The 16368-nt window shown below is 37.1% G+C and carries 13 protein-coding genes and 2 pseudogenes; 14 read left to right on the top strand and 1 reads right to left on the bottom strand.

Annotation, left to right across the window (positions count from 1 at the left end; genetic code table 11):
• Positions 1 to 284 precede the first annotated feature (284 nt).
• The 14 genes and pseudogenes from wecA (at position 285) to galE (ending at position 15126) form a co-directional block, all read left to right on the top strand.
• Positions 285 to 1367 carry a UDP-N-acetylglucosamine--undecaprenyl-phosphate N-acetylglucosaminephosphotransferase gene (wecA, locus tag ACQ86O_RS23160; protein ID WP_431223036.1) on the top strand — a complete coding sequence of 361 codons (1083 nt, stop codon included), beginning with the start codon at positions 285 to 287 and terminating at the stop codon, positions 1365 to 1367.
• Positions 1368 to 1474: 107 nt separating this feature from the next.
• Positions 1475 to 2611, top strand: coding sequence for a polysaccharide export protein (locus ACQ86O_RS23155; protein WP_431223035.1), 1137 nt, complete (start codon positions 1475 to 1477; stop codon positions 2609 to 2611).
• 1 nt (position 2612) lies between these two features.
• Complete coding sequence (locus tag ACQ86O_RS23150) at positions 2613 to 3044, top strand: protein tyrosine phosphatase (RefSeq protein ID WP_431223034.1); 432 nt, start codon at positions 2613 to 2615, stop codon at positions 3042 to 3044.
• 12 nt (positions 3045 to 3056) lie between these two features.
• Positions 3057 to 5225: pseudogene (gene wzc, locus ACQ86O_RS23145) on the top strand (tyrosine-protein kinase Wzc).
• Positions 5226 to 5373: 148 nt separating this feature from the next.
• The gene (locus tag ACQ86O_RS23140; RefSeq protein ID WP_431223033.1) at positions 5374 to 6123 is read left to right on the top strand and encodes a glycosyltransferase family 2 protein; all 750 of its coding nucleotides are present in this window, start codon (positions 5374 to 5376) and stop codon (positions 6121 to 6123) included.
• A gap of 17 nt (positions 6124 to 6140) precedes the next feature.
• Complete coding sequence (locus ACQ86O_RS23135) at positions 6141 to 7436, top strand: oligosaccharide flippase family protein (protein ID WP_431223032.1); 1296 nt, start codon at positions 6141 to 6143, stop codon at positions 7434 to 7436.
• Positions 7426 to 8328, top strand: a complete 903-nt coding sequence (locus ACQ86O_RS23130) for a polysaccharide pyruvyl transferase family protein (RefSeq protein ID WP_431223031.1) — start codon at positions 7426 to 7428, stop codon at positions 8326 to 8328. Before ACQ86O_RS23135 ends, ACQ86O_RS23130 begins: the two co-directional genes overlap by 11 nt.
• A gap of 109 nt (positions 8329 to 8437) precedes the next feature.
• Entirely contained in the window at positions 8438 to 9118 is a 681-nt protein-coding gene (locus tag ACQ86O_RS23125; RefSeq protein WP_431223030.1) for a glycosyltransferase, read from the top strand.
• Between the two features lie 23 nt (positions 9119 to 9141).
• Positions 9142 to 9540, top strand: a complete 399-nt coding sequence (locus ACQ86O_RS23120; protein ID WP_431223029.1) for a glycosyltransferase — start codon at positions 9142 to 9144, stop codon at positions 9538 to 9540.
• Positions 9540 to 10643 (top strand): EpsG family protein, encoded by a 1104-nt coding sequence (locus ACQ86O_RS23115; RefSeq protein WP_431223028.1) that lies wholly within the window; start codon positions 9540 to 9542, stop codon positions 10641 to 10643. Before ACQ86O_RS23120 ends, ACQ86O_RS23115 begins: the two co-directional genes overlap by 1 nt.
• Positions 10644 to 10652: 9 nt before the next feature.
• Positions 10653 to 11732: a glycosyltransferase gene (locus tag ACQ86O_RS23110; RefSeq protein ID WP_431223027.1), complete on the top strand. Its 1080-nt coding sequence runs from the start codon at positions 10653 to 10655 to the stop codon at positions 11730 to 11732.
• 182 nt (positions 11733 to 11914) lie between these two features.
• A complete protein-coding gene (locus tag ACQ86O_RS23105; RefSeq protein ID WP_431223026.1) occupies positions 11915 to 12988 on the top strand; it encodes a hypothetical protein in 1074 nt (357 codons plus the stop codon).
• 175 nt (positions 12989 to 13163) lie between these two features.
• Positions 13164 to 13424: a hypothetical protein gene (locus tag ACQ86O_RS23100; protein WP_431223025.1), complete on the top strand. Its 261-nt coding sequence runs from the start codon at positions 13164 to 13166 to the stop codon at positions 13422 to 13424.
• Positions 13425 to 14109: 685 nt separating this feature from the next.
• Positions 14110 to 15126, top strand: coding sequence for a UDP-glucose 4-epimerase GalE (gene galE, locus ACQ86O_RS23095; RefSeq protein WP_431223024.1), 1017 nt, complete (start codon positions 14110 to 14112; stop codon positions 15124 to 15126).
• A gap of 69 nt (positions 15127 to 15195) precedes the next feature.
• Here galE and ACQ86O_RS23090 read toward each other — a convergent pair.
• A pseudogene (locus ACQ86O_RS23090) lies at positions 15196 to 16358 on the bottom strand (glycosyltransferase family 4 protein).
• Positions 16359 to 16368: the final 10 nt, after the last annotated feature.

Here is a 16368-nt window from a genome sequence, read left to right as displayed (position 1 = left end):
GGTTTTCATAACCTATCTAAGACTTGTTTCGCCTGGCTAACAGTATAAGAATCTTGCCATCATAATTTGATATTAGTAACGATTTTGTATGGCGATATGCGAATTTTTGAATTAGCAGCAAACTGGTTTGACATGTCGGCAAGGGTACCTTCATCAAGTAAGCATAGCTGCACCTAAAAGATTTACTGTATAGCAATGCATTACAACGGTAGTTGGTAAGTCAAGAGCAATACGTATTTGTGCGATTCTGATTGGGGTTGCAACTTCTTGATTATGGTGAATATATGCAAGAGTTGATTGTGGTTTTCATTGGGGCATTCCTTGTGCTATTAGGGGCAAGAAAGCTAGCTTTTCAAATTGGTTTGGTGGACAAACCAAGCGCTCGTAAAAAGCACAGTGGACATATCCCATTGGTAGGAGGGGTATCGATATATTTGGCTTTGTGGGTACTTTATGCATTGCATCCAGATTGGATGCCTCAATTCACCCTTTATATGATCTGCGCCACAATTTTATTAGTGGTTGGGGTGTTAGACGATCGGTTTGATTTACCCGTGTTGCCCAGGGTTGGTATTCAGGCTTTGGTCGCCGGTGTGATGATGTGGTCTGGTTTGTATTTGGCCAGCTTAGGGCATGTTGCTGCTGGTAGTGAACTGGTGCTAGGTGTATTCGGCTATTCGGTAACCCTGTTTGCGGTATGGGGAGCTATCAATGCGTTCAATATGGTTGATGGTATTGATGGGTTACTCGGTGCGCTGTCATGCGTTACTTTTGGTGCACTTTCTGTGGTGTTTGAGCTGGGCGGTAATTCAGAGCTTTCAAAATGGTGCCTGTGCTTGCTTGTCGCATCATTGCCATACATCATGCTGAATCTTGGCATCCCTATGGGTAAGCGATATAAAGTGTTTATGGGGGATGCGGGCAGCACGCTAATAGGTTTTACCGTTATTTGGTTACTGGTTTTAGCCACTCAAGGTGATAAAGCTGTGATGCGGCCAGTATCTGCGCTGTGGGTGATTGCGGTACCATTGATGGATATGGCAACCATCATGGTGCGTAGGATCCGCAGAGGTGATAGTCCTTTCAAGCCAGATCGCGAACATCTTCATCATATATTGATGAGATCAGGCCTGGGGCCGCGCCAGACACTTTTGGCCATCGTTGCATTTTCAGCTTTATTAGCGGCAATTGGTGTCATTTGTGACCGGCTGGGCGTGCCAGAGTTATTAATGCTGGGGATGTTTTTGGTTGTTTTTGCAGCTTATTTTTGGTCTATTACCCGGGTTTGGAGAATTTTGACATGGATACGAAGATCAAGCCATAAGTCAGGGATGAGCGAAATCGGAAGCTCGCCATCAAACAAATGATTAACCGTCTGTTTAGTGGCGTTCTTGGCTCCTTGCGGAGCCGTTTTCTGTTTATAATGCTCAAATTTAAGATTGGATAGCATTTTCTCATAATAGTGAAAAATTTGATGATAAAAGTTACATTTAAGCTGATACCACTACTGATTTCTGCAAGTTTTATCACTGGATGCACTGTGGTGCCGGGCTCGCACCTCTCGACTTCAGGCAAGGATGTTGTAAAGCAGTCCGACGCAGATTTTAATCTTGATAAGCTAGTTAACATCTACCCGATGACCCCGAAGTTGATCGAAAAAATGCGACCAACACCGGTAGTTGCTCAGCAGAATAAAGCGCTGGAAACGGAACTTGAGAACTACGAATACCGTATTGGTGTTGGTGATGTTCTGATGGTAACCGTATGGGATCACCCAGAACTGACAACCCCCGCAGGGCAGTATCGTAGTGCAAGCGATACGGGTAACTGGGTAAATTCTGATGGCACAATCTTCTATCCTTACATTGGCAAAGTGAAAGTTGCTGGTAAAACAATCACTGAAATCCGCTCTGTCATCATGTCTCGTTTGGCCCAGTATATTGAATCGCCACAGGTTGACGTCAGCATCGCTGCTTTCCGCTCTCAGAAAGTCTATGTTACAGGAGAGGTTGCAACCTCAGGTAAACAGGCTATAACAAATGTGCCTCTTACCGTTTTGGATGCGATCAACAGCGCTGGTGGATTAACCGAGAATGCAGACTGGCGCAATGTGATTTTGACGCATAATGGCAAAGAAAACCGCATTTCCCTGCAGGCATTAATGCAGAATGGCGATTTATCACAGAACCATTTGCTTTATCCCGGCGATATTCTCTATATCCCACGTAACGATGGCTTGAAAGTCTTTGTTATGGGGGAGGTTAAAAAGCAGACAACCCTACGGATGGATCGCAGTGGTATGACGTTAACTGAGGCATTGGGTAATGCTGAGGGGATGGATCAAGCGATGTCTGATGCAACCGGGGTGTTCGTTATTCGCTCATTACGTGGTAGTGAAGGCAACAAACTGGCAAATATTTATCAATTAAACACCTCTGATGCAGCGGCGTTAGTTATGGGAACTGAGTTCCAACTGCAACCCTATGATATTGTTTTTGTAACCGCAGCTCCTCTGGTCAGATGGAATCGTGTTGTGAGTCAATTAGTGCCTACAATTACAGGTGTCCATGATATGACAGAAACAATTCGCTATATTAGAACGTGGCCATAAAATGTTTAATTCAATATTGGTAGTTTGTGTTGGTAACATATGCCGCTCACCAATAGGTGAACGACTGATGCAAAAATTATTGCCAACAAAGAAAATTGCGTCGGCTGGAATTATGGCTTTAGTTGGGAAACCAGCAGACAGTTCAGCAAATTTAGTTGCAAAACAAAACTCATTATCGTTGGAAGGGCATCAGGCTGTCCAATTGACCGCCAAAATGTGCCATGAGTATGATCTAATACTGGTTATGGAAAAAGTGCATATTGAAATGATTTGCAATATAGCACCGGAAGCTCGCGGTAAGATTATGTTATATGGACATTGGAACCAACAAGAGGTTGCGGATCCATACCGGCAGAGCATGGAGGCTTTTGAATTTGTTTATAGCATCCTTAATAGTTCAGCTCAGAAATGGGCAGAAATATTAAATCGTTAATCAAGGATTACAATGTCAGAGAAAATACGAACCTCGCCGAACTCCTCAGAGAAAAAGGATGAGATTGATTTTGGAATGCTGCTAGGCCGGTTGTTAGACAATCGTTGGTTAATTTGCAGTGTTATGTCATTATTTATGCTTGCAGGGGTGGTTTATATTCTATTTAGCTCGCCAATTTACCGTGCTGATGCAATAGTTCAAGTTGAACAAAATTCTGGTAGTACATTACTAAATAATTTGTCAGAAATATTGCCTAGTACCCAACCCCTTCTGCTGCGGAAATTGAGTTAATACGCTCTAGGATGGTCCTGGGTAGAACGATTGATAAACTTGGCTTAGAGATAGAAGTCAATCAGAGTTATTTTCCAGTTTTTGGAAAGGGATTTGCAAGACTCCAAAAAAAATACCAGGTGAAATATTAGTTTCTCAATTTTCTGTTCCAGATGAAAAAATGGAGCAGCCTTTTGAGCTAGTTATAACGAGTGATAATGCTTTTACTCTTGAGTCAGATGATATAAAAATAGTCGGAAAAGCAGGGCAACTAGTTGATAAAAATGGAGTTACAGTAAAAGTTGATAAAATAGATGCACCTATCGGAACTTCTTTCACAATTACTAAAAACTCGAAAATTAAGGTTGTCAATGATCTTCTTGATCGATTAGATATTAGTGATAAAGGAAAAGATACAGGCGTATTATCATTAAGCCTAATAGGGGAAGACCCTAAAAAATAAAAGAAATTCTGAACTCGATTACCGAGGACTACTTACGTCAGAATGTGGAGAGAAAGTCAGCGGAAGCAGAAAAGAGCCTTATTTTTTTAAAGGAACAATTGCCAATAGTCCGAGTTCAACTAGATAATGCTGAAAGTAAATTAAATGGATTCAGACAGCAAAATGAATCAGTAGACTTATCATTAGAAGCAAAGTCGGCACTAGACTCAATGGTAATGTTAGACTCACAGCTTAACGAGTTAACGTTTAAAGAGTCAGAAATCTCTAAGCTCTATACAAAAGAGCACCCAGCTTATAAATCATTAATAGAAAAAAGACAGACATTAGAAAAAGAAAAAGAAAAGTTAAATTCGAAAATAAGTTCACTACCTAGAACTCAACAAGAAATACTGCGCTTAACACGAGATGTTAAAGTCGGGCAAGAAGTTTATATGCAATTGCTCAATAAGCAGCAAGAACTGGGAATTAACAAGGCTAGCACTGTTGGCAATGTAAGGATTGTTGATGATGCAATGACTCAACCAAAACCAGTAAAACCTCAAAAAATTATTTTACTAGTATTATCTTTAGCTATTGGCGCTTTCGTTTCTGTTGTTATTGTAGTTATAAATACTTTGCTACATAAAGGAATAGAGAATGCAGAGCAATTGGAAAATATTGGAATTAGTGTTTATGCCAGCATACCATTATCCGAATGGCAAAAGAAAAAAGATACGGATTTAGCATTAAAATATAAGAGGCGGAAAAGTAATACAAGAAGTACCTCATTGCTTGCTGTAGGTAATCCTGCAGACCTCGCTATAGAAGCAATTAGAAGTCTCCGCACAACACTCCATTTTGCTATGTTGGAAGCCAAAAATAATGTAATAATGGTTACTGGAGCAAGCCCTGGAATTGGTAAGTCGTTTGTTAGTACAAACCTAGCTGCAGTAATTGCAATGAGTGGACAGAAAACGCTAATTATTGATGGCGACATGCGTAAGGGATATATGCATGAAATATTTAATACAGACGCGAATACTGGACTATCTGATATACTTTCAGGTCAGTTAGATAAAGATAAAGCTACTCGCAAAACAGACGTACCTCTTCTTGATTTCATATCTAGAGGTATTATTCCACCGAATCCAGCCGAACTGTTGATGCATGAACGATTTGATGAACTTTTAGAATGGGCAAAAAATATATATAGCATCATTATTATAGATACCCCACCTATTTTAGCCGTGACTGATGCTGCCATTATTGGGAGGCATGTAGGTACTAGCTTCCTTGTCGCTCGCTTCGATGTTAATACCGCCAAAGAGGTTGAGGTTTGTGTACAGCGGCTCTACCAAAATGGCGTTGAAATTAAAGGAGCGATTATCAACGGTGTCACTCGCAAGGCTTCAAATTATTATTCATATGGTAGCTATGGATACTATAGCTACGATTCAGACAAAACTTAAATTCTAGTTAAAAATATAGGCACGTTCTATCGTGCCTATACGACTCCTCTTAAATCACATTTAACTTTTGATAATCTGCATGGTGTTAATTAAGGGAATTATCTATTCCTTTAGTAACCAATAGCAGGAGCTATGGAATTACCCGAATATGAAAGTATCAATAATAACCCCTGCGTACAATTCAGAACGCTTTATTTTAGAAGCATATAATTCACTGTTAGAGCAAACACATACTAATTGGGAATGGTTGGTAACTGATGATTGCTCTTCAGATAACACATATAAAATAATTAATGAAATTGCTAAGAGTGATAAAAGAATTAGCTTAGAATCAAATCTAAAAAACTCTGGGGCCGCGATTGCACGGAATAAATCACTGTCTAGAGCCTCTGGCAATTTTATCGCTTTTCTCGATAGTGATGATAAATGGTTTCCTACAAAATTAGAGAAGCAATTGCAATTTATGAATGAAAGGAATGTTAATTTCTGTTTTACAGCTTATACTTTAGTTGATGTTCAAGGTCAATTAAAAAATGAGTGTGTTGATATCAAATCACCAGAATCTGTTTGCTACAGTGACATGCTAAAAAAGAGAGCCACAATTGGTTGTTCTACAGTCATGCTAAGACGATGTGCATTTGAATATATTGAAATGCCGGATATAAGAACAGGGCAAGATTACGTGCTTTGGATCAGCCTTCTCAAGACAGGTGCTGAAGCTGTTAAGCTACAAGAGATATTAACTATGTATAGAATTGTACCTGGATCTATATCAAGAAATAAATTAAAAAAAGCATTACGGCAATGGGAAATATACCGAAAAATTGAGAGAATAGGTTTCTTCCGTTCTGTATGGTATTTCACAAATTATGGATATAGAGCGGTATTAAGGAGATGATATCAATTAGATCTAGAATGACTAATAATACAAGTCCAGTGTGGCAAGTATTAAGTTCGTTATGTAATGCTTTTTTACAGCTTTTAGTAACTATAATTGCAGCGCGAATTTTGAGTCATCAAGATTTAGCTTCATTATCAGTAGTTACTTTAATATTTGGTCTTATTACCATTCCAATGGAGAATGGAGTTCAGCATTATATTATAAAATTAGGTGAAGAGCAAAAAAACAGTGACCTTAGAGGGTTAAACTTTGTTTTTATATCGTTTTTTTTGCTTATCAATTTTTCTATTTTGCTTATGACATCATTAACTAATTTCATATCAAATGAAATCTTGTTGTCATCTTTTTTTATGACATTACCATTATTGATTGGGATTATTATATCCATTTATATAGGTCGTCTATATTCTCAGCGTAATTATAAAAGAATAGCAGCTATCCAGGTAACATCACGTCTATTCTCGCTTGCATTATTGTTGCTTCTTTTGCATCTTGGTTTTCATAATATCTATGTTTTTTCAATTAATTACATGATATTTTATGTTTTTCAGTTCATTCTTATAGTTTTCTTTACAAGAAATTTATCGTTTAATGTTATGACGATAAAGCCAGATTTAAAAAACATTAGATACTCTTTCGATGTCATTATTAGTCAGTTTTTAATTTTTTTACGAGGACAATTAGATATCATTTTAGTTAATATTTTCTTTTCAAAGGAGGTCATATCTTCTTACTTTTTAGCTAAACAACTAGTTGGTCGAGGGTTTGAGATATTGTCCACAATTTATATCAAAGAGGCATTTCCTCGTTTGTGTGCCTGCAATGGTAATGTGGAAAGCTTAATAATCAATATAAAGAAAGGGAATAGAATATATACTAGCGTTCAATTTATACTATTTTCTTTCTATATGTTTTTTAGTGCTCTCATTATTGAAGTTATATTAAGTAGAGATGTTAAAGAAAATATCTATTATTTCTGGAGCACTGCAATTTTATTCTTTGTTCGATCATTATCTGTTATCAATCCGAATGTATCTCTTGCCGTCGGGCGTTCTCGAGATATAGTTGTTTGGAATTTGTCGTCTTTGTTATTCTACTTTATCTTATCAATTACAATGGTGAATTATAGCATAAAATCATATATTTTATCTATGATAGTTTATAATGTCATTGTCATGTATGTCACATCAATAATATTTATTAAAAAGGCTATTGGTGTGTGGTTCAGTGTTTTGAAATTTGAGTTCATAGTTTCAATATTAGCTTTTGTTATATATTTTATTGTAGGGTGGGAGTTTTATGGATTTTAAATATGTAGTAAATAGTAGACTTGGATTAAATAAATTTATTAAATCTGAGGTGAAAAATGATCTTGTGTCAATTTTTGATACGAGCATAAGTTCACTTAATGTTGGTGATAGTATAATAAATGATTCGGCAAGAAAAGAATTAAGAAAAATATTTCCTCTGAAGCAATTTGTGACCTATCCCACTCATATCGGTCTATCATCTAAAGGCATCTTTCTGCATAATAACTGTTATAGATCGTTTGTATGTGGTACTAATATACTAAACTCCAATATGTTATTAAATAAACAGTGGGATATTGATATTATAGATGCATTAAGAATGAAACCCCTTATTTTGATGGGGTGTGGTTGGGGGAGTTATCAAAAAAAGCCAAATGCATATACTAAGAAATTATTAAACCTTTTACTTTCAAAAGATCATTTACATTCAGTTCGTGATAGTTATACTTTGAAGATGCTTCAGAGGTTGGGGATTAAGAATGTTATTAATACTTCTTGCCCCACTATGTGGGCACTTACAAAAGATGCTATGAAAATGGTTCCAACTAAGAAAAGTAATAGTGTCGTTTTCACTCTAACTGATTATCGTAAAGATTACGAAAATGATAATTTTTTGATCGCGTTTCTGCTTAATAATTATGATAGTGTATCATATTGGGTTCAAGGAAGTGATGATTTGAAGTATCTGCAATCCTTGGGTGATTTTAAAGATATAAAGATAATCCCCCCGAATCTTGGATCCTATGATGCATTTGTTTCAAATAATTCATGTGACTTTGTCGGAACAAGATTACATGCTGGCATTCGCGCATTACAGAATAATAGAAGAACTTTAATCATTGGTGTAGACAATAGAGCAGAAGAAAAAAGAAGGATTTTAATCTGCCGGTGATAAAAAGGGAAAAATTAAAGTTAGAGTTAGAGAGTTTTGTCTATAGTGATTTCAAAACTGAATTAAATATAGATGAAGGCAGCATAATAAACTGGAAATCCCAATTCCTATGAAAATAATGATGATCGTACCATCTCTCCATAATGGTGGAGCGGAAAGGGTCGTTAGCACTTTTGCCAATCAACTTGCAAGACTTGGTGCGGATGTTCATCTTGTTTTGCATGAGGATAAAATAGAATATGATATTTTTCCTGAGGTAAATGTTGATAAATTAATTTTTGATTATGGAGCGACAGGGATAAAATATGTACTATCAATGTTTTCGAGAATCCGTAATTTAAAACGAAAGATCTCAGAAGTATCTCCTGATTTAATTGTTTCATTTCTTACTGGCTGTAGTATGCAAGTTTTGATATCCCAATTTTTTTCCAAAAATAAAATACTGGTATGTGAGCACAATAATTATTTTGCTATTAAAAGCCCATTAAAAAGGTTGCTGAGAAATATTATATACCTCCGTGCTAATAGAATAAGTGTGTTGACTAGAGGTGATATAAAGCACTATCCATTTCTGCTTAGGCGGAGTATTTACGTTCAAGAAAATCCATTACCTTGGGAGATTATACAGGATTTCGAATCTAGGAAATGGTCAGGAAAATTATTAGCTGTAGGCCGCTTAGAACATCAAAAAAATCATGAAGAGCTTATTGATATTATCAATCTATGTAAACATAAAGGTATAGATATTAAGCTATCTATTGTTGGGGAGGGAGTTTATTATCAAATTTAAAATCTAAAGTAAAGAATCTTAATTTGTCGCAAGAAATAGAATTTCTTGGGCGCCGAACCGATATGCATGTGCTATATAGAAATCATAATGTTTTAGTAATGACATCACATTATGAAGGGTTGCCAATGGTCATAAGCGAAGCTTTCAGTTTTGCTTTACCCGTAATAGCTTATGACTGTCCAACAGGCCCAGCGGAAATGATTAGTAACGGTGAAAATGGCTTTTTGATTGATCTTTATTCAAAAGAAAGATTCGTGGAAGAGATTGCTAAAATTAGTTTAGATGCAGAGTTATATTCAAAATTGCAATATTCTGCATTAGAAGCATCATCCCGTTGGGATGCGAAGAAGCTTTGCACGTTATTTTATAATAAACTGAAAAGTATAATTAACGATAAAAATGACATTCGAAGGATTTCCTGATGCTCTGGCTCGTTGTACCAATTATATATTGTGCGTTCTTTAGTTTTCTGCCTATAAGAAATAACACAAGCCGCCTGTTAGTTTTAATAAGTGCCATATTTGTATCGGTGATAATTGCTGGGACCCGCTATAATAGCGATCCTGACTATTTTTCATATCGGCAGATTTATCAACTTGTACCAGAAATATCAAGGTTTTTTAGTTACAATCTTTCCTCTATACATGGCGAGTGGGGATACTTATTTTTTAATTCAATTTTCAAAACATTTGGTCTAGGATTTTTTTCTTTACTACTTTTCTTTTCGTTTTTGTCAATTCTATTGAAGGTCATAGCTTATAATAAATTTGTATCTCAGGACTCAGTTCTGGCATTCCTCATTTATTTATCGTTTAATTTTATAAATTCTGAATTTATACAATTTCGGTTTGGGTTTGCTGTAGGTATTATCTGTTTTTCATTTCATTACTTATATGAGAAAAAAATATTCCAGTCAATTTTATTAATGTTTATTGCTGGCTTTTTTCATGTCTTTGCGTTTATATTTATTATTCCGATAGTAATCTGGCGATACTATGGAAAAATTAGATTGTTTAAATATACATCGCTATATTATTTGTCATTGATTTTTTATTTAATAGTTCCTTTTCTATCGATAAATGTTGTATTTGGCATTCTTGAATCTCATTTTTCTGGTATTTCATTGTTTTCGAGGTTATACAATTATTCAAATTCTGATATGTATGGTGGCGAGGTCAATCTTTTTAGTTTCTTTGCATTGCGTCACATAATTTTTGCCACTATTTTTTATTTTATGATGAGAAATAATGACGATGAAAAATTTGAATTTTTTTATGTCATGTATCTTATCGGAATGATTTTTGGATTTATGACAGCTGGATTTGAAATACTAAGCTTTAGAACATTTAAATTATTTGATGTTGTTGAGCCTATATTGCTCTGCTTAGCATTATATCGTTTGAGCCCAGGTGGCCGTTTTGTTGTTCGTATTATACTCATTTTATTATGTGTGACAATTTATCTGCTTTCGGTTGGCAAGGCTGGTGTTAATGATTATCAATCTTGGCTTGGATTTTATTTGTGAGGAAATAATATGCCCCGCTTATTAATTGTTGGTCCTTGGTCATCTGGGCATATCCAGCGGTGGATAGGAAATATTGGTCCAGAATTTAAAATTAAAGTCATTACGTTACACGGAAATGCACCAGATATTGATGGAGTTGAAGTAATTAGATTGCCTGCAATAACTAATACTCGTCTTGATTTTTTATTATATGTGAATAAAATAAAAAAAATCACAAAAGATTTTTCTCCAGACATAATTCACGCTCATTTTCTTTCTTCTTACGGTATTGTTGCATCATTTTTAAGCGGATACAAAAAGATACTTTCTATTTGGGGTACGGATGTTAATGGAAAAATAAATACTAATCTAATATTGAGAAGGTTGGTTAAATATTCACTTGGTAAGTACGATATCATCAATGTACCAGCCGTCCATTTGGCAGACAAAATACAATCAATTCGTAGCATTGATAATAATAGAATACATGTTTTTCAATATGGAGTTGAGACTGATAAATTGCCAATAAAATTAGAAAGAAATGATAAGACAATAAATATTTGTTCTATCCGGAATTGGGCTCCTTTATATCATATTGATGATGTTCTACTTGGTTATAAAGCTTTTAGAGAAAAATTTAAAAGTCTTGATGTTAAACTCCATTTATATGGTGGGGGCGATTCTTTCGATGAGTTAAGAATAAAGAAATTAATTAATGAACTTGATTTTTCAGATGAGGAATTTGTTTTTTCTGGGAGAGTTGATCGCGAAAAATTAATGAGTGAATTATCAAATATGGATCTTGCAGTAAGTATTCCAGATAAAGATGGAACACCATTGTCATTGTTTGAAGTTCTCTGCATTGGCGTTTATCCAATATTATCAAAGATCGATGCTAACATTGAATGGCTTGATAAGAGTCATGCTGTTTTTATTGATTCCTATGATAAGAATGAAATTGCTAATAAATTTGCGATGGCATGTGATAAATTGAAAGGAGATAATTATCCAATGATTGTGCTAAATAACCGAAAAAATATTGTATTGCATGGAGACTATAATAGAAACACGCAGCGCATGTATAATATCTACACTGATATTTTAAAATAGTTGGGAAATATGAGAGCATTGTTACTGGTGGCCTTACTCATCATTTCATTTGTAGCTCGAACTGAGCAGATAGATCAAGTGGAAATACTTAAAGATCCAACTTTTGATCAAGGCCTTGCTTCTTGGAGTAAATCTAAATCAGGAGTTAAAATACTACGTGAATGCGATAATAAACAAAAAGCATGTGTACTTATTCAGAACAAAAAAATGGAGATTATTCTTACATTGCGCAAAAAGTAAATGTTTCATATGGTGATGTCATTAACATTGAGTTTGATATGAAAGGAGTTGGAGCAGATGTAGGGCAGAATGGAGGTGAGTTTTATATTAAAGCGTACAATTCTTCAGGTGATATTTTCGATACATATTCTCATCAAGAGAAAACTGGAAATTTTGATTGGAAAAAGATTAATTTTCAATACGCCATACCTCATGAAGCTAAACAGTTGACCATTGGATTTTCTGCTGGAAGGGAAAATATAGGTTCTGTAATCTTTGATAACCTACGTGTTCGAAAGTATACAATTGGAGAGAAAATTGTATCTTCTGATAATCTAAACCGAAAGAGTGAACTTTCGAAAGGATTAATCAGTAATAATAACTTTTTTGACTTAGATGGTTATTTAATTAAGGATGGAAAGAGATTTTTCCCATTAGGTGTTTTTGTTACGAACTCAAGTACTGATGATTTTAAAAAAATTAGTGACGCTGGATTTAATACAATCCTAAGTTACTCGATACCTGCAGCCAGTAATGTGGACGACTTTTTCTTACAAGCTAAGAATAATAACCTTTCTGTTATATTTTCGTTAAAAGATATGTACAAAGGGATGAAATGGGCCCCAAGTTTTTCATCCGATCCTGAAAAGCTAGTGAGTTATATCGATTTAATCAAAGTTCAAGATAATTTACTTGCTTGGTATATTAATGATGAGTTACCAGTTACTCGTATATCCGAGGTGAAAAATCTTTATTCAATTGTGCGAAGCAGAGACGAATCGCACCCAATTTTGCAAGTGGTGTATAGAACTGCTATCGCGCGTTTTTTCCTTGAATATACAGATATTATAGCTGCTGATGTTTATCCAGTTGGAGTTAGAAAAGATCTTTCTGTTACATATGATATGGCAAAGGATCTAGATGATATTGTTAGAAATAACAGAAAAATAAAAACAAGCTGGTTTATTCCTCAAATTATGGATTGGGGTGTTTATAGGAAAGATTTTTTATCTTACCCCCCAGTTATGAGGAAATGAAAAATCAAGCATATCAAGCTTTAATCGCTGGTTCCAAAGGTCTTATATTTTATTCTTATTATGACTTATATTACTCATCTTTCCCTAGAAAAAATAAGAGTAATAAAATATTTTTTAGCCGATGGAATGATGTAATTAAGATGTCACAAGGAATAAAAAAGTACTTCCGAGTATAATGTCAGGCCATGAGTATAAAAAATTTAAAGTACCCAATAACGCAGAAATAAAGTTAGCAATGTACTCAGATAAAAATATTATTACGGTGTTAATGGCAAATCCATATTATATGCAAAAAATTATAGACATCAAATTTTATGAACACATTGATTTTTCTGATTTATTTTATAAAGATCTTAAGATGACAGCACGTGGAAATAAACTGTCTATCATTGTCCCTCCTCTATATAGCGGTAGCTTTTCTTTAAAAATAAAATGACTAAGAACTTTGGGTTTCAATGTGTCTTTTTAAAAATTAGTAATTATATTGAATGGTGTGTTTTAAAGATTTAATTCATGGAAGTGTATTTAATCAATATCTTCCCATTTTTTTACTACCCAACTATAGTGCTCTTTGTTTTGATTTTATAGCCAACCTCATCTCGATATTTACCTGGTTGGATTATCCACTCCCTATAGCCGCAATATTTCTTCCTAGGAATGTAATTTTAATTTCGATAATTCATATTATCCGATAGGCTTTATACTGGATTGATGCGTTTTAATTGTCGATATTATTGCTATCTCCTTATATAGCCACTATTTTTGTTTTTACCAGTGAGTTTAATTTTCTATTATTACATTTTCATTAAGAAACCCAGCCTTTTACTGAGCACTTCTTCTGCCTCTTTAGAATAAAGCAATCTATTGTTCTTTTTAACACCACTTTCATACGTGGCTTTTTAATGGTTTTTAAGTGGATTAATATTAGTACTGAGCAATTTAGGATCTCGCGTATACATATCGTGTTTTTCCATAATATTCCCGAAGTTAAGGATTATTTTATTAGTTCAACATCCCCTCTTTTCTCCACTAAAGAAGCTGGCCGCCAACAATTTCAAGGGTAGAATAACCACCTATTGACCCAGCGTTTTTCGCCCCCATTGCATATGCAAGGAGTAACAATGGCAATTCTAGTCACCGGCGGTGCCGGCTATATTGGTTCCCATACAGTTCTGGCGTTGCTAGAGCAGGGAGAGGATGTTGTCGTATTAGACAACCTGTCGAACTCTTCCGAAGAGTCGCTGCACCGAGTGGCACAGTTGGCCGGTAAAGCGGCTGTGTTCTACCAGGGTGATATCCAGGATGCGGAGTGTCTGAGCCGCATTTTCGCCGGTCACACTATCTCGGCGGTGATCCACTTTGCTGGCCTGAAAGCGGTAGGGGAGTCGACGCGTAAGCCATTGGAATATTACCAAAACAACGTGTCGGGCACCTTGGTGTTGCTGGATGCAATGCGCCGTGCGGGCGTGCATCAGTTTATCTTCAGCTCTTCAGCCACCGTATATGGCACACCTGAGCAGGTTCCTCTGGTTGAAACCTCCCGTGTTGGTGGAACCACCAATCCTTACGGTACTTCCAAACTGATGGTGGAGCAGATCCTGCAGGATTTTGCCAAGGCGGAGCCTGCGTTTTCTATCACAGCGTTGCGCTATTTCAACCCCGTAGGAGCCCACGAGTCTGGCCGCATTGGCGAGGATCCTAACGGCATCCCAAATAACCTGCTGCCTTATATCTCGCAAGTGGCTATCGGTAAGCTAGAGAAATTGTCAATTTTTGGTGATGACTATCCGACCCCGGATGGCACTGGCATTCGTGACTATATCCATGTGATGGACCTGGCAGAAGGGCATCTGAAAGCCATCGACCATATTGCCGATCAGAAAGGGTTTACTGTTTATAACCTGGGCACGGGCAAAGGCTACTCGGTATTGGATATGTTGCATTCGTTTGAGAACGCCTCGGGCTGCAAAGTGGCGTATCAGATCGTCCCACGCAGGGAAGGGGATATAGCAGAATGCTGGTCAAATCCTGCGTTAGCGGCGGAAAAACTGGGTTGGCATGCGAAGCGCGATCTGGCGGCAATGATGCGTGATACGTGGAACTGGCAAAAAAATAACCCAAATGGCTATCAAAAATAACCGTCAATAAAAGTAAAAAGCCAGTCCTGAGCATTGGGTTTCCAATTGCTTAGCGACTGGCCTTTGCCATTATGAGGCTTGATCTATTTTATGTTCCGGCTGTGGCTGCGGGATGCCCAGCATCTCCAGCAAACGGCTGTTTACCCTACGGGCATCGAATTTTTCCTGCGCCAGACGATAGCTGGCGAGGCCCATTTCCCTGATGAGCTGCGGGTTTTCGATCATTTCCAGCATCTTCTCTGCCAGTGCTTTATCCGACCAACGTTCCACCAGGTAACCATTAACGCCTTGGATCACGGTTTCACGGCAGCCTGGTACATCACTGCTGATCACCGCACGGCCTATCGCCATCGCTTCCTGGGTGCTGCGTGGTAAACCTTCACGGTAAGATGGCAAAACGAAGACACTGGATTTGGCTATCCAGCTAGGGACGTCTTCCACATAGCCAGGGTAGTTGATGATATCGTCTTCAATCAGCTGCGAAAGATGCTGCTCGGTCAGGCTACCCGGGTTTTGCTGGTCCACGTCGCCCAACATATAAAATTGCACCTCGGGGTATTTTGCCTTGACTATTTTGGCGGCAGAAACGTACTCATACACCCCTTTTTCCACCAGAAGCCGTGCGATAAAAATGAATGAAACTGGTGCTACAGGTGGCAGAGAGAAAGGGTAATCAGCAAGGTTTAGCCCTATCCCACCCAATACATGGGCTTTCTTGACCTTAACCTGTGAGTCAACCAACAAGTCATTGTAGTCATCAGGATTAAGCAGTATTAACGCGTCCAGCTTGGGGAATGCGAAGCGGTACAAGGCAATCTGGATTTTTTCAGCAATTTTACCTTCAGGCTAGTGCCTTGGGGTTTCTCTGTGAACAGATAGCCTAGCCCCTCAAGCATCGCATAGCGCTTTTTGACGCCAGCTTTGGCGGCAGCCAACGTGCCGAAGATGCAAGGTTTTGAGAAGTAAGAAAAAACAAGATCGGGTCCAAGTTCTTTCAATTTTTTGCTGAGTGCTAAAGTGTCGCGGATATCTTTGAACGGGTTAAGGCCCGTCCGGCTGAAATCATAATCAACAGGGATCGCGCCCAATTTTTTTGCCTGTGCGCGGGTCTCCGCATCATAATTCAAGGCAAACGCATATACTGTATGCCCTTGTTGATGCAGGGATTTAATCAAGTCAGCCCGGAAACCCACAACGCAGCTTGCTGTCGTACCTATTAATGCAATTTTCATTCAAGACCTT

The sequence above is a fragment of the Serratia sp. L9 genome (genome assembly GCF_050632285.1).
In the GTDB taxonomy this organism is placed as follows: Bacteria; Pseudomonadota; Gammaproteobacteria; order Enterobacterales; family Enterobacteriaceae; genus Chania.
The sequence above is the reverse complement of the archived record's forward strand: the minus strand, read 5'-3'. Positions and strand labels throughout refer to the sequence as shown.